This is a genomic window from Pelagibacterium lentulum (genome assembly GCF_003992625.1).
Taxonomy (GTDB): domain Bacteria; phylum Pseudomonadota; class Alphaproteobacteria; order Rhizobiales; family Devosiaceae; genus Pelagibacterium; species Pelagibacterium lentulum.
Window position 1 is genome coordinate 42,399 of the sequence record NZ_RZMW01000032.1, and the last position, 18,586, is coordinate 60,984.

Sequence of the window (18,586 nt, forward strand, 5' to 3'; positions counted from 1 at the left end):
AAAACGCTGTTATCTGTAATGTAACCGATTACAAAAATCGTTCAGGGCGGAGAATGATCCATGTTCAGCCATAAGCGCGCCGATTTCGGCGAAGGGTTTGTCTTTGGTGCGGCCACGGCGGCCTACCAGATCGAGGGTGGCCAGACCGATGGCCGCGGTCCTTCCATCTGGGACAGCTTTTCGGCAACGCCCGGCAATGTGCAGGCAGGCGATACCGGCGCTGTTGCATGCGATCACTATCGCCTCTGGCCTCAAGACCTCGATTTGCTCGCCGATGCGGGTTTTGATGCTTATCGTTTTTCGTTTTCATGGCCGCGGCTCATTCCCGAGGGAACGGGCACCATCAACGATAAGGGCATCGACTTTTACGACCGCCTGATCGACGGCATGCTGGAGCGAAATCTCAAGCCCTTTGCAACGCTCTATCACTGGGACTTGCCCAGCGCGCTGCAGGACAAAGGGGGCTGGCTTAATCGCGACATAGCCAACTGGTTTGCGGACTACGCGGTGCTTGTCGCCCAGAAATTCGGCGACCGGCTTGCCACGACCGCCACCATCAACGAGCCGTGGTGCGTTGCATTCCTTAGCCACATGCTGGGGGCTCATGCGCCGGGTTATCGCGATTTGCGCGCGGCGGCCCGTGCTTCCCATCATGTGCTTTATGCCCACGGGAGCGCTATAAACGCCATGCGGTCGGAGGGTATGAAGAACCTCGGTTTGGTTCTCAATTTTGAAGTGGCGCAGAGTGCTAGCGCTGACCCCGACGATATGACGGCGGCCTTGCTCTGGGACGGCATATTCAATCGCTGGTATCTCGATGGGCTGTTCAAGGGCGCATATCCTACTGACGTTCTGGAACAGTTCGGCGAGCATATGCCTGCGCACTATCTTGCCGACATGGCGACGGTTACGGCGCCAATCGATTGGCTCGGCGTCAACTACTACACACGGGGCCTTTACGCCCATGATCCGGCAAGGACGGTCTTTCCGCTGCGCAAGGTCGATGGTCCGCTTGAAAAGACCGACATCGGATGGGAAATTTTCCCCCAGGGGCTGGAAGATATTCTCACCCGAATTTCCACCGATTACACCACCATCCCGCTTTACGTGACCGAAAACGGCATGGCCGAAGTGGAGGGCGTCGATGATCCCCGCCGTGTGGCCTATTATGATTCGCATCTGGCCTCGGTTCGGGGCGCGCAAAATCGTGGTGCCAATGTGAAAGGCTATTTCGGGTGGTCCCTGCTCGACAATTACGAATGGGCCGAAGGATATTCAAAGCGGTTTGGATTGGTGCATGTAGATTACCAGACCCAGCAGCGCACGCCAAAGCAAAGCTATCGCGCATTTCAGGCCATGCTGGCTGGAAACAATATTCCGACCGATCGTGCCGGTTATGCTGAGATGGCCTGATTTCCTGATCCGTAATTGACATCGGACCTGCGCGAGACGGCTTGGCAATCATCGCAGATTGTGCAAATTTGACTCACCGTAAAATGCCGCCATATCTGACTTAAAGGACGGCTAAAACGTTTTGGAAGCCAAAACGTTTTGGTAAGGCGGCAACGGAAACTCGATGCAACCTAAGCATCGCAATGTGCTATGGGAGGACTACATGCACAAATCTCTAATGGCCGGTCTCTCGGCCACAGCTCTGCTGCTCGCATCGGCATCGGCTGCCTCGGCCGCTACGATGGAAGATATCGAAGCAATGGACCTTTCTGGCCAGACGCTTTCGATTTTTGGCCCTTGGCTCACAGTCGACCAGGAGCATTTTGAAGCCGTTATCGCGCCGTTCGTCGAAGCCACGGGGGCAAATGTCGAATATTCAGGTTCGGACAGCTTCGAGCAGCAAATCGTTATCGACACGCAGGCAGGTTCGGCACCCAATATTGCGATCTTCCCGCAGCCGGGACTCGCCGCAGACCTCGCGTCGCGCGGTCTTCTGACCCCGCTGGCCGAAGGCACCGAGCAATGGCTTCTGGACAATTATGCCGCCGGACAATCGTGGGTCGATCTTGGCACCTATGCCAATGCCGCTGGAGAAGAAGAGCTTTATGGCTTCTTTTATAAAGTCGATGTGAAGTCCCTTGTCTGGTACGTACCCGACAACTTCGCCGATGCCGGATACGACGTTCCTGAAACCATGGAAGAATTGCTTGAGCTTTCCGAGCAGATCATAGCCGATGGCGGTACGCCATGGTGCGTTGGCCTGGGTTCGGGTGCGGCCACTGGTTGGCCGGCTACCGACTGGGTTGAAGATCTGATGCTACGGCTGCACGAGCCGGACGTTTACGACGGCTGGGTCTCGAACGAAATTCCGTTTAACGATCCGCGTATTGTCGAAGCGATCGAGTTGTTCGGCACCTTCGTGCAGGACGATTGGGTCGATGGTGGCGCCGCCGCAGCGGCTTCAACCGACTTCCGCGACAGCCCAGGCGGTTTGTTCGCGGTGCCCCCGCGTTGCTACATGCACAAGCAGGCTTCGTTCATTCCGTCCTTCTTCCCAGAAGGCACCGAGATGGGCGCAGATGTCGATTTCTTCTATTTCCCGGCATTTGAAGAAAAAGATCTCGGTCAGCCTGTGATGGGCGCTGGAACGCTGTTTGCGATCACGAACGAGAATGAAGCCGCCCACGCATTCATTGAGTACCTCAAGACAGTTGAGGCCAATGAAATCTGGATGGCTCGTGAAGGCTTCCTGACACCGCATACAGGCGTCGATCTCGACGCTTATTCGAGTGCCGCCAACCGCGGCCAGGGTGAAATCCTTGTCAATGCCGACACTTTCCGCTTCGATGCGTCCGACCTGATGCCCGGAGCCGTTGGTGCCGGTTCGTTCTGGACTGGCATGGTGAACTTCGTGGGTGGCGAGTCTGCCCAGTCGGTTGCCGATGCGATCCAGACCAGCTGGGATGCACTGAACTGATCCGACGCGACCTTAACCGCTTTGATCCCGGCGTCACTGGCGCCGGGGTCGAAAAAAGGTAAATATTGGTGCGTGGCCCAAGAGCGATTTGCTCTTTCCTGGTACGGACGCGCAACAAACAATAATAATTGGGTCAGTTGGCCTCGGGGAGGGATGACCATGTGGATGCAGATTGCAGGTGCGCTCGCAACCGTTGTTATCGGCGTTGCAGCGTGCATTTTGTATTTTTGGGGCGCAAATTGGTTTCTTGATAAAATGCTGAGCCCTCGCGGCGCAGGCGATGGTGTCGCGACAGCGCATCAGGACCGGTTGCGGACGCGCATAAGGCCCTGGGTATTTCTGTTCCCGGCGCTTTTCTTTTTGACCATATATCTTATTTACCCGGTCATCGAGACTTTCCGCTTGACGTTCTTTGATCGCAACGGCGTCAATTTCCTCGGGTTTTCCAACTACATCTGGGCATTTAACGACGCGGGATTCCGCAATTCAATCTTCAATAACCTCATGTGGCTTGTGATCGTGCCCACTATGTCGACGGCTTTCGGGCTGATCGTTGCGGTGCTGGCCGACAGGATCTGGTGGGGCAATATCGCCAAGTCGCTGATCTTCATGCCCATGGCGATCTCCTTTGTTGGCGCTTCCGTCATCTGGAAATTCGTTTATGATTTCCGCGGCCCGGCCGCCGAGCAGATTGGTATCCTCAATGCTATTGTTCAGGCATTAGGTGGTACGCCGCAGGCTTGGCTTACCATCCCGATCTGGAACTCAATCCTTTTGATGGTCATCCTGATCTGGATTCAGACCGGCTTTGCCATGGTCATCCTTTCGGCGGCACTGCGCGGAATTCCCGAAGAAACGCTTGAAGCGGCACGCATTGATGGCGCCAGCGACATTCGCATTTTCTTTGACATCATGATCCCGCAGATTTTCCCGACCATTCTCGTGGTCTGGACCACCATTACCATCGTCGTTCTGAAGGTTTTCGACATCGTTCTTGCCATGACCAACGGGCAATGGGGAACGCAGGTCCTGGCGAACCTGATGTTTGACTGGATGTTCCGCGGCGGCGGCGATTTCGGGCGCGGCTCGACCATCGCCATCTGCATCATGATTGCGGTTATCCCGATCATGATCTGGAATATCCGCCAGGCCAACAGAGAAGAGGGGACACGCTGATGGCGACGATTAGCACTCCACAGTCCACAGTCGAGGCAACCGCGGCGCGTCCGGCTCCCTCTTGGTTGGCAAAGATCAGCGTTGGCAAGGTAGCGGCCCAGTTGGCGCTGCTTTTGCTGGTTGTCATCTGGACCGTGCCGACTGCCGGACTTCTGATTTCTTCCGTTCGTGATAAAAGCCAGCTCACCATCTCGGGCTGGTGGACAGCGCTCACCATGTCGCAAGGCTCTGGTGCGTCGACGCTTCCAACCTCCGCCGAGCAGGTGGCAGAGGGTGGTGTTTATGTGCTGCGTGGCAGCGTCTTCCCGGAAGGTGATAACCGTACCATCATTCGCTTTGGCACTTCCATCAACAATCCCTCCGCTGCCGATGCCGGAGAAACGCTGGATATGAATGTCGGCGGGTCGATCACCCTGGAATCCGATGGCAGTTTTGAATGGGTTTCGCAAACCCCGTTCGAGCATGACCGCGCGCGGCTCTTTTATATTGCCGGGATCCCGCCGACCTTCACGATGGAAAACTATTACGAAGTTTTAACATCGTCGGGCATCGGGCGCAGTTTCATCAACTCCTTTACGGTGACGATTCCAGCTACCGTCATTCCGATATTGATTGCCGCCTTCGCTGCATATGCGCTGGCCTGGATGAGCTTCCCGTTCCGAGGGCTTTTGGTTGCGCTGGTCGTCGGCTTGCTGGTTGTGCCGCTGCAGATGTCACTCATCCCGCTTCTGCGCATGTATAACGGCATTGCCAATGTGACCGGCGGTTCGTCGAAGACCTATCTCGGCATTTGGCTCGCCCATACCGGCTTTGGTTTGCCGCTGGCGATCTATCTCCTGCGCAACTATATGGCCGGGCTACCCAAGGAGATCATGGAAAGCGCGCGCATGGATGGCGCCTCGCACTTCCAGATTTTCACCACGATGGTGCTGCCGCTGAGTTTCCCGGCCTTGGCGTCCTTTGCCATTTTCCAGTTCCTCTGGGTCTGGAACGATCTTCTGGTTGCAACGGTGTTCCTTGAAAACCGCGAGTCCCAGATCGTGCTTACCGCCCGTTTACGTGAACTGCTTGGGTCGCGTGGCGATAACTGGGAAATTCTCACCGCCGGGGCGTTTGTGTCGATCATCGTACCGCTGATCGTATTCTTCTCGCTCCAGCGCTACTTCGTTCGCGGCCTGTTGGCCGGATCGGTCAAAGGCGGTTGATCGTCGGCCTATCGCGACAAAAAAAGGGCCGTCCCAGAGACGGCCCTTTTTCATTTAACAATTGCATCCGCTTACACAAACAGCACATCGCCCTTTATGCTTTCGCCGCTGACGCCGGTGCCAAGATCGAACAAGGAAGGGATCAACGTCCCACTCACCGTGCCGCGCTCGCACTGGCGGATTACCTCGGCCACCATCGCCTGGCCGGCGGCCCGCAACGAGGATCGCACAAGCGTTATATTGCCTTCCAGCGGCGCGAGGTTGAGGTAGCGCAACTCGTCGTTCATCGATGCAATCAGCGCATCCGTGCCAGGCTTCCTGCCAGCGCGCGTGATTGCGGAGATGCCTTCCACTGCCATCAATGCCGACGAATAGAGAAAGGCGGTAATATCGCGATCGGCCAGTGCCAGTTCTGTAAGCTGAAAGCCTGCTTCTCCCATCGGGTGCGTGCCTTCGAGCGTCAGCACTGTTTCCGGTGGCAACCCCATATCGGCTACCGCATCTTCAACGGCTCGCCGCCGTGTCGAGGCATATAGAAACCGCTCGTCGCCATTGATGAAAGCGAATTTCCTGTGCCCGTTCTCAATCACGAGCTTGGCCAGCGCGTAGAAATTTCCGTAATTGTCCACATCTACCCAGCCATATCGATCGCTTCGCTCTTCGCGTCCATGCACGACAAACGGCACCCCCGCATCGAGCAAAAAGGTGATGCGCGGATCGTTGGGGCGGGGCAGGTCGACAATAAACCCATCCACGCTGCCGTCATGCACATAGCGCTCGTAGGTTGTCATCTGGCGTTCGGAAATTTCGCTGGAAAGCACGATGTCGTAATGGCTTTGCTGCGCTTCGCGCAAAACGCCCGCCATCACCTCGACGAAATGGGGATCGGTGAATTTGCTTTCATCGTCAGATTGCACCCAGGCAATCGAATGGCTGCGTTGGGTCACGAGCCGCTGCGCATTGCGATTGGGCGTATAGCCCATTTTGCGTGCGGCTGCGACGACCTTCTTGCGGGTTTCCTCGCCCACATCTGTATAGCCGTTGAGCGCCCGCGAGATGGTGGTTATCGAAAGCTCCATTTCGGCGGCAAGGTCCTTGATCGTGACCTTGCGCCCGCCGCTCATCAGGCGCTTTTTACCGCGGGGTAAAGGGCCGCTCATCGACCGAGGACCTCGCAACACAAGGCAGCGGTGCTCCGCCGGCAAAACGCACCGGTTCGTTCCGTCTTACCCCCGTTTATATACATGGTTCTCCTCTCCTGCAGGCTGCCTGCTATGCGGTTATTTTCCGGCACACCCACATTGGCTTTATAACGATATGTTCATCATCTGACCATTGCAGAGCGCTGTTGACGACAGGCGGCTTTGCCGCGTAAACAATCGATGTCCAAAACGTTTTGGAAAGAGCCGAAAAATTGGGCGACCTGTCGTGCTTGCCGTTAAGAAAATCGGATGAAACCGGTTTGATAATTGATTGGCAGGGGTTGGGCAGCAAGTGCGTCGGTTTCGGAATTCTCGGAACGGATATGCACAGGCTTACGCCTTGCGCAGAGGGCAAGGTTTATTTCCCAGGGGGAGTTTGCGTGGCATGAGCCATTTCACGCCCGAATCGATGCAGGTGCTGCATCCGGCTGACACATCTCCGGTGGACCGCGACTGGTGGCGCGGCGCCGTTATCTATCAAATTTATCCCCGCTCGTTTCAGGACCAGAATGGCGACGGTATCGGCGATCTGGTCGGCATCACCTCGCGGCTGGAATATGTTGCCGACCTTGGCGTCGACGCAATCTGGCTCTCACCGGTCTTTACCTCGCCAATGAAGGATTTCGGCTACGATGTGTCGAACTATCGCGACATCGACCCAACCTTCGGTACGCTGGAAGATTTCGACCGGCTTGTGGAGAAGGCCCATTCGCTGGGCCTCAAGGTCATTATCGATCAGGTGGTTTCCCATTCCTCCGATCGCCACCCCTGGTTTGCCGAAAGCCGCAATTCGCGCACCAATGAAAAAGCGGACTGGTATGTCTGGGCCGATCCCAAGCCTGATGGCTCGCCGCCCAATAACTGGTTGTCGATTTTCGGCGGCTCGGCCTGGCAATGGGATGGTCGCCGTATGCAGTATTACCTGCATAACTTCCTGACATCGCAGCCCGATCTCAATTTCCACAATCCCGCCGTGCAGGATGCTGTCTTGAGCGAAATGCGTTTCTGGCTGGAGCGCGGCGTAAACGGTTTCCGGCTCGATACTGTCAACTTCTATTTCCACGGGCAAGCGCTGCAAGACAACCCGCCCATACGTCCGGAGGATTACAATGCCAGCACTGCACCGGCTGTGAACCCATACAACCTCCAGGATCACGTCTACGACAAGAGCCAGCCTGAAAACATCGCGTTCCTCAAGCGCTTGAGGGCATTACTGGACGAGTACCCCGGCTCCACCACCGTTGGCGAGATCGGCGATGCGCAGCGCCAACTCGAACTCATGGCCCAATACACGTCTGGCGATGACATGCTGCACATGTGCTATACGTTCGACTTTCTTGGTGGCGAGTTTTCGGCAAGTCACTTTGCCAAGGCAATTGAGGACGCCGAGGAAAAAGCACCCGATGGTTGGCTGTGCCTGGCATTTTCCAACCACGATGTCATCCGCCACGTCAGCCGCTGGGCGCCGCATGGCCACGAGGATCGCTTTACGCGCCTTGCGGCACTGATGCTTCTCACCATGCGCGGTTCGGTTTGCCTCTATCAGGGTGAAGAGCTTGGCCTGACCGAAGCCGAACTTGCCTTTGAGGATCTTGTCGACCCCTACGGCATTGAATTCTGGCCTGAGTTTAAGGGCCGTGACGGATGCCGCACACCTATGGTCTGGCATGCCCATGTCCATCAGGGCGGCTTTTCAACCGCCAATCGCACTTGGCTTCCAGTGCCAGCACATCACCTGCACTACGCTGTCGATCAGCAGGAAAACGTCGCTAATTCCACGTTGGAGTTTTATCGGGCGATGATCCGGTATCGCAAGGAACATGCAGTTCTTGCCCATGGCGGCGTTAAACTGCTTAAGGGCGCGCCGGAGAACGTGCTGGCTTTCATCCGTCACGATGAAAATGAAGCCCTGCTCTGCGTTTTCAACATGAACGCGGAGGCGATCGGGCTTTCGCCTTTCTGGGATTTTGACTTCGAGGATGCCGGCGCACCCGGTTCCGATGCGATAGTGAGTGAGGGCCAATTGAGCTTTGGCCCGTTTGGAGCCTATATTGGGCGAGTAAAACAGGGCTAAGCGAACAAGGGCCCGCTGGGAGGAACAATGTCTGACCTCAAGATCACCAATCTTTACAAGCGCTACGGAAATGTCGAAGTCCTCAAGGACATCAATCTCGACATCAACTCCGGTGAATTTATTGTCTTTGTCGGCCCGTCGGGCTGCGGCAAGTCAACGCTGTTGCGAACCATATCTGGTCTTGAGGAGATTTCCAGCGGTGCCCTTGAAATCGGTGGTCGGCTGGTCAACGACGTTGCGCCATCCAAGCGCGGCATAGCTATGGTGTTCCAGTCTTATGCGCTTTATCCGCATATGACCGTTTTCGATAACATGGCCTATTCGCTCAAGCTGCAGCGTATTTCAAAGGCGGAGATCAAGAAAAAGGTCGAAGCGGCTGCCGATATGCTTCAGCTTGGCCCTTATCTTGAGCGTTTGCCCAAGGCACTTTCCGGTGGGCAGCGTCAGCGTGTTGCCATCGGCCGCGCCATCGTTCGCAATCCGCAGGTGTTCCTGTTCGACGAACCGCTTTCCAACCTTGATGCTGCGCTGCGTGTTGCGACCCGTATGGAGATTGCCAAACTCAAGGAATCGCTGCCCGATACGACCATGATCTACGTGACCCACGATCAGGTCGAAGCCATGACCCTGGCCGATCGGATCGTCGTTCTCAAGGACGGTGTGGTCATGCAGGTCGGCACGCCGATGGAGCTTTACGATACGCCCCAGTCGCTGTTCGTCGCCGGGTTCATCGGTAGCCCGAAAATGAACTTCATGACCGGTAAACATGCCGAGTCCTATAAGGCGCATACGGTTGGCGTGCGCCCCGAACACATGAAAATCACGCCCAATGGTTCGGGCGTATGGTCAGGCAAGGTCATCTATTCGGAAAACCTCGGGTCTGACAGTTACATCTATGTAGATATCGGCGAGGAGGAAGCCGTCATTGTTCGTCAGGACGGCAAGACGCCATACCATGCTGGCGATACGATCAGCTTTGCGCCCGAGGCTGACCTTTACCACCGCTTCGACGAAACCGGCAGCCCAATCACAACCGGCGTCGTCACCCCGGTGAAAGCGGCTTCGATAAGATCTGCCAACCCCGCAAATTCGGCGAAGGGTGGCGCGCCAGATGCAGGCGTCGTGGGATCGGCAGGTGCGGTTGCCATGCCGGCATCGAAAACATCGGCCAAAAAGCCCGCCGCCAAAGTCGCGTCCCCCAAGGCTGGTACAGTAAAAACGGCTGCTGCACGCAAAGCGCCGGCGCGCAAGGCTCCGGCAAAGCCCAAGGCATAAGTCGAACAGCTTTCTCAGCATTGCAAAAGGCCTCGCTTCGCGGGGCCTTTTTTGCATCAGGACTATGGGCGCCGAAAAACTGACTGGAATAATCAGTTTCAAACTTGACTTGTACCGTCACCTTTCCTAGAACGCCGCTTGTCTGAATACGTTCAGGCATCAGGGCAGGGGATCGCAAGGCCTGCAATCTCCAAGTATCGGGCGGACTTTGACCCGCTCGCAGACATAAGGGACTGTCATGAACAAGATTTTACTCGCATCAGTTGCGACGCTTTCGCTGATGGCGCCAATTACCGCAGTGTCCGCACAGGAGTTGACCGTTTACTCGGGGCGCGGTGAAGCGCTGGTGGGGTCGATTATCACACAGTTTGAGCGCGATACCGGTGTCACGGTAAATGTCCGCTACGGTGGTACGTCCGAGCTTGCAACCCTGTTGCTCGAAGAGGGCGATCAGACGCCTGCCGATCTGTTCTGGGCGCAGGACGGTGGCGCGTTGGGCGCTCTGGCGCCGGTCTTTGCTGAATTGCCAGCCGAAATCAACGAGGGCGTTGCTGCCCCGTTCCGCAATCCGGCCAATAAATGGGCCCCCACTTCGGGCCGCTCGCGCGTACTGGTTTATTCTACCGAACGCGTATCCGACGATGAATTTCCTGCGTCGGTTTTTGACCTTACCGATGAGCAGTATCGTGGCCGGGTTGCATGGGCGCCGACCAATGGTTCGTTCCAGGCTTTTGTCACTGCCTTCCGTGTCGTCGAAGGCGATGAGGCTGCCAAGGCATGGCTCGAAGGCATGATTGCCAACGACGCTCAGGTCTATCCCAACAACAACAGTCAGATCGTTGCTGTTGCCGATGGTGAAGTCGATTTTGGCCTGATCAACAATTACTATCTGGCCAACCACCTGCGCAACAATGCTAATTTGCCTGTCTCGCAGACTCATTTCGAGGCCGGCGATATCGGCAACATGCTCAACGTGGCCGGTGCCGGTGTTGTCGCTGCCAGCGACAATCAGGAGCTTGCGCTCCAGTTTATCGAATATCTGCTGTCGGTTCCCGCTCAGCAGTACATCACGACTCAGGGTAACGAGTATCCCGTGATCCCCGGTGTCATCGAAAATCCGACACTGGAACCTTATGCCAAGCTGCTGGAAATCAGTCCTGCGGTTGACATCGATGAGATTTCTGATCTTGAAGGAACACTTGCTCTCCTGCGTGAAGTTGGTCTGATCTGACAAGTCCGTTTCTAGCGCAAAGGGCGGCGCAAAAGCGCCGCCCACCGATCTACTTGCTCGTGCCTGCGGTTCTTGTGGGCGCAAGTATGTGTGTGCCGCTCGTCTATCTGGTCCTGCGTGCTTTCGAGGCAGATCCGGAAACGCTCGTTCAAGTCGTTTTCCGCCTGCGCAATCTCTATCTTTTGGGCAATACGCTTGCGCTGACATTCTCTGTCATCGTCGCGACCACATTGATAGCTCTGCCGCTGGCCTGGCTGGTGGTACGTTCCGATCTCAAATACAAGACACTGTTGGCGTTCCTTGGCGTCATGCCGCTTGCCGTGCCGGGCTATGTCATGGCCTACGCGCTTATCGGTCTGTCCGGGTTCTCCGGTTTTGCCAATACGATTTTCGGCGTTCGCCTGCCGCGTCCAGAGGGGCTGTGGGGCGCAACTCTGGCGCTGTCGCTCTATACGTTCCCTTATCTGTTTCTCAATCTGCGTTCGGCCCTGATGGGCCTTGATCCCGGATTAGAAGAAAGCGCACGCAGTCTTGGCCGCACACGGCTTAACAGCTTTTTCACCGTGACTTTGCCCCATCTCTGGCCCGCGTTGGCGGCGGGCTGGCTGGTGATCGGACTTTATGTCTTGGGTGATTTCGGCGTCATCGCGCTTATGCGTTATGAAGTGTTCAGCTATGCCATCTACACACAATACGCGGCTGCTTTCGACCGCATTTATACAGCTTGGCTGGCCTTGATGCTGGTGGGGGTCACTGTCAGTTTCATTGTCATTGAAAGCTGGATCGCGCGCCGCCGCCGCTATGCGCGGGTGGGCACCGGGGTCGCCCGGCAGGCTGCACCCGTGTCCTTGGGGGCGTGGCGTCCCTTGGCTTGGCTTTTCCTGACGTTGGTCTATGGCGCCTCGCTTGGACTGCCGGCCATGATCTTGGCATTCTGGCTCAATATCGCTCCAATCGCCTTCGACTACGCGACGCTCTGGCAGGTGTTTTTGCGCTCGGCGCTGGCTGCGGCGCCTGCCGCCATTCTGGCTGCGGCGTTGGCCCTTCCCATAGTTTATCTGACAGTACGGTATCCTTCGCGTCTTGCCTGGGTCATGGATCGCTTGGTCTATCTCGGTTATGCGATTCCCCCGCTTGCCTTTGCACTGGCCATGGTGTTTCTCGCGCTCAATGTCATGCCATGGGCGTATCAGACTCTCGGTTTGCTCATTGTTGCCTATACCCTGGGCTTTCTTGCGCTCACGGTCGGCCCTATCCGCTCCGCGCTTCTGCAGATGGGAACGCGAACCGAAGAGGCTGCACGCTCGGTGGGGTATAATCGTGTGCAAGCGTTCTTTGCCGTCTCCCTGCCTGGCCTGCGCCGTCCGATCATTGCCGGTGCGCTGCTTGTATTCATCATGGTGGTCAAGGAGCTGCCCATCACGTTCTTGTTGGCACCCACTGGCTATACTACCCTTGCAACGCGGGTCTTTGCGCATACATCGGAAGGCATGCTCTATGAGGCCGCTCCCTATGCGGCGCTGATCGTGATCTTTTCTAGCCTTTTTGTTGGCCTCATCATGCGTTACGAAGGTAAACGATGAACTTGCAGAACCATAAGTCGTTGAAGTCGGAAACCGCGATGCTCGCCTTGAATGGTCTGGGTAAAACCTTTGTCGGTTCGGTCCAGCCTGTTGTCCAAGATGTCGCGTTCTCTGTCGAGCCGGGTGAAATCTTCGCGCTGATCGGCCCGTCGGGCTGCGGAAAGTCGACGACCTTGCGCATGATTGCGGGTTTTGAAACACCCGACAATGGCACCATCGTGCTCGAAGGGCGCGATATCACAAAGGCCGAGCCGGAAAGGCGCAATATTGGCATCGTCTTTCAGGACTATGCGCTTTTTCCGCATCTGACCGTCCTGGACAACGTTGCATTTGCAATTCGCGATACCGAAAAGAAAATGCGCCGCAAGAAGGCGATCAAGTATCTCGATATGGTCGGCCTGACCGGCTATGGCGACCGCTATCCGGATCAACTCTCGGGCGGACAGCAGCAACGCGTTGCTCTTGCGCGCACCTTCGCGGCCACGCCCAAGCTCATTCTGCTCGATGAACCCTTTTCCAATCTCGACGCCGCTTTGCGTCATTCGACGCGCAGGGAAATCCGTGAGCTGTTGAAGGCCAATGGCGTTGGTGCCATTTTTGTCACCCACGATCAGGAAGAAGCACTTTCATTTGCCGATCGCGTAGCTGTCATGCGGCGTGGCAAAATTGAACAGGTGGGCGCTCCCGAAGAGGTCTATGCGCAGCCCAAAAGCGCATTTGTGGCGCGCTTTCTGGGCCGCACGAACCTGGTTCCCGGCGAAGCTGAGGGCCTTGAGGCGATCACTGCGCTAGGGCGCGTGCCCTTGTCCGAACCAGCGCAAGGCAGCGTGCTTTTGTCCATGCGTCCCGAGCATCTCGTGCTGGAAAACGGTCCCGACAGCAACGCGGTCATTCAGGCCCGCGATTTCAAGGGGCACGACATCACCTATTGGGTGAAGGTCGGCTCTGCCGAATATCAGGTTGATACCGAGTTTCTGTGCCCGTTCCGTCCCGGCTCAAAGGTCAGGGTCGTTCCCCGCGCACCGGCGGTTGTCGTGGAAAGTGACATCTGCGCCGTCGACACGGATGTTTAGGGTCTGAACGCAACACTTGCGTTTTGCGCTGTTTATCCCTGCCTGAGTCAATTGACGTCCACCACCAGCGTTGCGGGGATTGTGAGCGCCATCAGCGTGCCGCTATCGGCAGCAGGGTCGAGGCTCAGAAAACAAGCGTTAACCGCTGCCAGAGAGCGCGTCAGCGTCAGCCCGATAGAGGACACGGCCGGCTGTCGGACGGTCCCGTCCTTGTCCAGACCGTCGCGGAAAACCACGAATTGATCGGCCAGCGCGCCGGGCGTCTTTGCGCTGTCGCGTATATGAATGGTTACGGCGCCATCGGTTTCCCTCTGGGCTGACAGCACCACCTTGGCTCCTTCACCGGCTTGGTTGATGGCGCTGGCCAGCATGTTGAGCACCGCCTGCTGCAGTGTCGGGCGGTCGGCTTTGATGCGGGGCAGACGCTCGGAAATGGCGCTGCGGAGCAAGACGCGCGCGGTCCCTGCGGCACCACGCACCCGGACTAGGCACCCATTAAGCAGATCGAAAAGATCGATATCATCGGGAGAAAGCGTCATCTGCCCTTCGGTCAGCCGAACCAAGTCGTCAAGCTCGTCCGTCAGTGCCGATATGGCCGATCCTGCGACCCGAATGTCGCGTGCATATTCAAGATAGCGGGGGTTGTCGATCGGGCCGAAGGCTTCCGTGGCGATCAATTCGGAAAACCCGGAAATCGTATTGAGCGGGCGGCGCAGTTCCTGGCTGATCCGTGCGAGCGAAACGGTGGGCACCGTACTCGGTTGTGTGGTGGATACCGCTTTCGGAGTGGTCTCGTCGATCACCCCGAAATAGCCAGATGCAATTCCGGCGCGACCCTCTGCAAAAATTGTAACGGTCTGCCCGGCATGACTGCCATCGAGCGCAATTGCCGGGCGTTCGGTCTCGCTGAATTTTGCGCCCTGATCGAAAAACAGGTTTAGCGCCATCCGGTCCTTTGCAGCAACAAGCGCAGTAAGCGGCTGGCCGGCACTGATGCCGACTGGCATCGTGCGCTGGCCCGACAGGACGATCCGGGTCAAAATGCCCTTTGCATCGGCTTCAAAAAACACCTGTCCTGCGGTTCTTGCAGCAAGCGCGGCAAAGCGGCGAACTTCTCCTTCCTTGAGCGGGTCGCTTTGGTCCTGCGCACGCGCCGAAAGCATGAAGGCGGATCGCCCTTGCCAACTTATCGATTGCAGCCGCGCCGTCACCGGCACCTTGGTTCCATCCCGGTGCAAAAGTTGGCTGACAGGCCCCAATGCGTCGTCACCTTCAACCTGCGGGAAAACCGTTGCCAGTCCCAAGGCGCGCAGCGTCGTCGCATTTTCGTAGCCGGTCAGATCCACAAGCGCCCTGTTGGCGAACAGAATGTCCTGGTCGCGGAAAATGAGAATGCCCAGCGGCAAGCGATTGAGCACCAGTGTTTCGTCGCTCAGCGGCACCAGCGATCCACCGCTGTGTACGGGACGTTTGGGCTCTGGAGTGCTGTCTTCGGCAAGGGGCTGGCCGATCCGGTCGGCCAGGATGCGCGATAACTCCTCGAAATTGTAGCGGCTGGACTGTTCGACCGCATAGTCATCGGGGCGTGGGGCGTCCTCGGGCGTCGCATGGTCTTGATTGGCCGTGCTGCTCGTGAGGCCGCGTCCTGTCACCTGCCAAAGTCTGGCACTCCCGGTATATTCATCCGACGCAATATCGGCGGCGAAGGCAGCCTCCTCATCCTCCGGTTCGTCTTCGCCGGGCCAGTCCGAACCGCGTTCGGCGTGCTCACCCTCGATGGCCTCGTCATTGGCTATGGCTGCGTAGTCGCGGGGCGGCACATGCGTGTCCGGTTTGACGGCAGGCTCGAGAAGCCCAACATCATCCGCCTCGGTCAACGGCGCATAAAGATTGGAGCCCTCTGCAAGCCTGTCGATCAGGCTCGAAAGCCCCCGGCTGTCCAGTGCCGACGGCGCCGTAACAGTATGGGTATCCACTGCATCCTCGGCATCTTCGGGTTCAACCGGCTCAACGTCATCGGACACGGCCTGCGCTTCAGCTTCCGTCGCTTGAGGCACAACAGGGCGAGCGGTTGCATCGTCCACTTGCGCAGATTCGATCTTCGCATCCGCCTCTGGGGTCTCGTCGGGTTTCTCCGCTTGGGCTATCGGGTCCAGTTCGAGAATCTTGGGATCGATGGGATCGACACCGACCACCAGCAGATGCGGGCGCTCGCCCCCGAAATCGAGCGGCGTACAGGTGCAGGTCGCCGAAAGCGGCTTTCGCCCGGCCAGAAATTGCACCCGCGAAAGCAGGGGGCGTCCGGTCAGGCCCAGGCGCAATATGCGTGATGCCTGTCCGCGAACCGGCTGGGGGTTATCGGCGCGTTTCAGACCCGATGATTTCAGTTTGGCACCGAACAAAGTTGCTGCGTGATTGTGCCAGACCAGCTTTGTGCCATTGCCGGACCAAAGCCAAGCCGGACGCGGATCGTTTGCGAGGCCCAAAACCCTTTCCGCATCCGCAAAGCTGGTCCAGTCTGCACTCATTACAACTCTTTCGAGGTTCGCCCTTGATCGGGTTTGGCGCATGTCACGCTCCAGATCCCGATCAAGGGCGGACCCTAATGCCCTAATAACAAAAAGTCGTTACCGCCTCACAGGTTCTGGCTTTACGACATTCCCGTTCATCCGATTGCGCCACAACCACCTTTTCAGCGCGATTATGGCCAGCGTCTGGCAATGTGTGCCGAATTGGAACACATTGAGTCAAAAAATTGATCTTTCCTTAAATATCGCGCATGGCCCGCCGGGTCCACGGCCAAGCGCTGCGCGACGGTAATCAATCGCGCGCATGGTTAAGATCGCAAGCGGTCACATAAAATGCGTGTTGATTGCCAAATCTGGTCTTGTCATCGCGGGAAACTCGCCCTATGTTCCGCCGCGTTTCCCGAGGTGGTAATATCCGCCGGGCGCGAAACAAAAAGCGTGCCGCCTTAGCTCAGTTGGTTAGAGCGCCAGAATGTGGATCTGGAGGTCCCCCGTTCAATTCGGGGAGGCGGTACCACTCTCCCCGAATTGATGGTTTCCTACAAAGAAAGCCGCAGGGCTGAAAGCTGGTCTGCGATTTCTTCAAAAACCGAGTTCAGATCGGCCGGATTGTTTGTGAAATAGGCATCTTGAGGGCTGGTGGCGCATCGCGTCATCATATCCCGGTCAGCCTGGGCCGATACCGCAAGACCAATCGAATAGATACGGATACCTGCCGCTTTGGCGTTGGTGCAGGTTTCTTCGAGCCGCCGATCCATTTCCGCCTTCAATTGGGCCTTGTTCCAAAGTCTCTTGCCCAGCCGGATAAAGCCGTCGAGGCGGTCACTGGTATTATCCCTCGAGCGCTGGTTATTGACCGGGTGCCCATAGGCCGAAAACAACCATGACCCGTTAGGGTTGTTGGTGTTGTTAGCGGTGATTTCGTAGGGCGTGTTCTCACCGTCGGTCATCAGGATCATGACCTTCGATATGTCGTCATCGTCATAGTCTGCGGCGGGAAAGGGCTCATGCGGCGAAAGCGTGTGCCAACCCCACATGGCGCCCATATGGATATTGGTGCCGCCCAGGGCCACCATGTCATTGATGCTGTTCAGAATCGGCTGACGAACATTGGTCAAAGGCAGCATTGGCTTGCCGCAATCCACGTTCGGGCCGCGGAAATCTCCGGCATGGTTGAGATTAACCCCGATATATTTGCAGATCCGTTCCTGCCGCGCAAAATCGCCGCTGGCATCGTTGGCCGGATGAGGCGCTTGGCATACACCGCCGGTGTCTCCGACATATTGCAGGTAGGTATTTGTTCCAGAACCGCCCAGACGGTCCGGCAAGTCGGGCGCAAACAAAGGCACGAAAAGCGTTTCCCGCCAGGAAAGAGCGTTGCTGATTGCCGTAACGTCGGAGTCATCAGGCGGAATTGCACCACCGCGGCGAGGAGGAATGTCCATCACGTCCAACGGATGAGGCCGGGCCTCTACACAGCCGCGCCAGCTTTCATTGTTGATTTGATTGTAGAGCCAGACGCGATCGACATGCCTGTCCTGTTCGGCCAGTGGGGTAGTAGGGCTATAGTTTTTCGGCTGCGGCGTACTTGTAGGTATGTAGTTAATCGTCCCCGGATCGAACCGGAAGTTGTCCCCTGACAGTCGCGAGTCGCCGCGGTCCACCCAGAACTCATCGGCATTATGAGCGCCGACATTGACGTGATAGGTGTATGGCACCACCGATATGAACACGTCGTTATGCACGGACTCGCCGTCAAATAGGATATTGACCGCATTGGTCGCTGCTTTCTGGAGATGCTCCATGCGGTTTTGCTGCAGCATGGAACCCGAATTATCCAGCACCATGGCTACTTCGAGCCGCAGCTTCTTGCGTGTCGCCTGCGAGGTGATCGCAGCGGTGAGGTTCTCAACGCCCACCAGCCGCACAAACAGCATCGGCACATCAACCCCGCCCGTCAGCGTCAGCGAACCTGCATCGGTGTCGATAAATGCGTCCTCGACCCATACATTGGCACTGTTATTGCCAGCGCGTTCGCGTACCAGCCGTTCTGCGTCGATCCGAATGTCTTCCCGGGATCGGGTAAAAATCCCCTCTTGCAGAGCGAGCGCCGCGCTGTCCAACGCGATCTGTGCGCGATTGCGCTGCTCCTGCATGCGTGTGTAGTCGACAACGGCCCCGCTCAGAGCCGTCAAAACCACTGCCATTACGCCGAATAAAACTATAAACGCGCCGTCTTCATTACGGGCAAACTGTCTCAGGCAGTCCCTAAGTTTAACCACGCATCCCCCAAATCAAGTTCTGTTAAAA

At 57.0% G+C, this 18,586-nt stretch carries 11 protein-coding genes, 1 tRNA gene and 1 pseudogene; 10 read left to right on the plus strand and 3 right to left on the minus strand.

Annotation, left to right across the window (positions count from 1 at the left end; translation table 11 throughout):
• The first annotated feature begins 60 nt into the window (after nucleotides 1–60).
• From EO133_RS08970 to EO133_RS08985, 4 genes are all read left to right on the plus strand, one after another.
• Nucleotides 61–1,413, plus strand: a complete 1,353-nt coding sequence (locus EO133_RS08970; protein ID WP_127072312.1) for a GH1 family beta-glucosidase — start codon at nucleotides 61–63, stop codon at nucleotides 1,411–1,413.
• A 202-nt stretch (nucleotides 1,414–1,615) separates the two neighbouring features.
• Nucleotides 1,616–2,929 carry an ABC transporter substrate-binding protein gene (locus EO133_RS08975; RefSeq protein ID WP_127072313.1) on the plus strand — a complete coding sequence of 438 codons (1,314 nt, stop codon included), beginning with the start codon at nucleotides 1,616–1,618 and terminating at the stop codon, nucleotides 2,927–2,929.
• A gap of 159 nt (nucleotides 2,930–3,088) precedes the next feature.
• Nucleotides 3,089–4,105 (plus strand): carbohydrate ABC transporter permease, encoded by a 1,017-nt coding sequence (locus EO133_RS08980; RefSeq protein WP_127072314.1) that lies wholly within the window; start codon nucleotides 3,089–3,091, stop codon nucleotides 4,103–4,105.
• Nucleotides 4,105–5,310, plus strand: a complete 1,206-nt coding sequence (locus tag EO133_RS08985) for a carbohydrate ABC transporter permease (RefSeq protein WP_127072315.1) — start codon at nucleotides 4,105–4,107, stop codon at nucleotides 5,308–5,310. The genes EO133_RS08980 and EO133_RS08985 overlap by 1 nt, the downstream gene beginning before the upstream one ends.
• A gap of 71 nt (nucleotides 5,311–5,381) precedes the next feature.
• Here the strand turns inward: EO133_RS08985 and EO133_RS08990 are convergent, their stop codons facing one another.
• The gene (locus tag EO133_RS08990; protein WP_127072316.1) at nucleotides 5,382–6,470 is read right to left on the minus strand and encodes a LacI family DNA-binding transcriptional regulator; all 1,089 of its coding nucleotides are present in this window, start codon (nucleotides 6,468–6,470) and stop codon (nucleotides 5,382–5,384) included.
• 427 nt (nucleotides 6,471–6,897) lie between these two features.
• Between EO133_RS08990 and bglA the strand changes: the two genes are divergently transcribed.
• From bglA to EO133_RS09015, 5 genes and pseudogenes are all read left to right on the plus strand, one after another.
• Nucleotides 6,898–8,586 (plus strand): beta-galactosidase BglA, encoded by a 1,689-nt coding sequence (gene bglA, locus EO133_RS08995; protein WP_127072317.1) that lies wholly within the window; start codon nucleotides 6,898–6,900, stop codon nucleotides 8,584–8,586.
• Between the two features lie 27 nt (nucleotides 8,587–8,613).
• A pseudogene (locus EO133_RS09000) lies at nucleotides 8,614–9,615 on the plus strand (ABC transporter ATP-binding protein); the annotation flags it as partial.
• A gap of 484 nt (nucleotides 9,616–10,099) precedes the next feature.
• Nucleotides 10,100–11,092: an iron ABC transporter substrate-binding protein gene (locus EO133_RS09005; RefSeq protein WP_127072319.1), complete on the plus strand. Its 993-nt coding sequence runs from the start codon at nucleotides 10,100–10,102 to the stop codon at nucleotides 11,090–11,092.
• An 86-nt stretch (nucleotides 11,093–11,178) separates the two neighbouring features.
• Nucleotides 11,179–12,675, plus strand: a complete 1,497-nt coding sequence (locus tag EO133_RS09010; protein WP_127072320.1) for an ABC transporter permease — start codon at nucleotides 11,179–11,181, stop codon at nucleotides 12,673–12,675.
• A 38-nt stretch (nucleotides 12,676–12,713) separates the two neighbouring features.
• Nucleotides 12,714–13,748: an ABC transporter ATP-binding protein gene (locus EO133_RS09015; RefSeq protein ID WP_127072321.1), complete on the plus strand. Its 1,035-nt coding sequence runs from the start codon at nucleotides 12,714–12,716 to the stop codon at nucleotides 13,746–13,748.
• A gap of 47 nt (nucleotides 13,749–13,795) precedes the next feature.
• On the opposite strand, the gene EO133_RS09020 is transcribed toward EO133_RS09015, so the two are convergent.
• The gene (locus tag EO133_RS09020) at nucleotides 13,796–16,276 is read right to left on the minus strand and encodes a sensor histidine kinase (RefSeq protein WP_164734948.1); all 2,481 of its coding nucleotides are present in this window, start codon (nucleotides 16,274–16,276) and stop codon (nucleotides 13,796–13,798) included.
• A 440-nt stretch (nucleotides 16,277–16,716) separates the two neighbouring features.
• Here EO133_RS09020 and EO133_RS09025 point away from each other — a divergent pair.
• Nucleotides 16,717–16,793, plus strand: a tRNA-His gene (locus EO133_RS09025).
• Between the two features lie 22 nt (nucleotides 16,794–16,815).
• On the opposite strand, the gene EO133_RS09030 is transcribed toward EO133_RS09025, so the two are convergent.
• The gene (locus tag EO133_RS09030) at nucleotides 16,816–18,558 is read right to left on the minus strand and encodes a TadE/TadG family type IV pilus assembly protein (protein WP_280516129.1); all 1,743 of its coding nucleotides are present in this window, start codon (nucleotides 18,556–18,558) and stop codon (nucleotides 16,816–16,818) included.
• Between the last annotated feature and the right edge of the window lie 28 nt (nucleotides 18,559–18,586).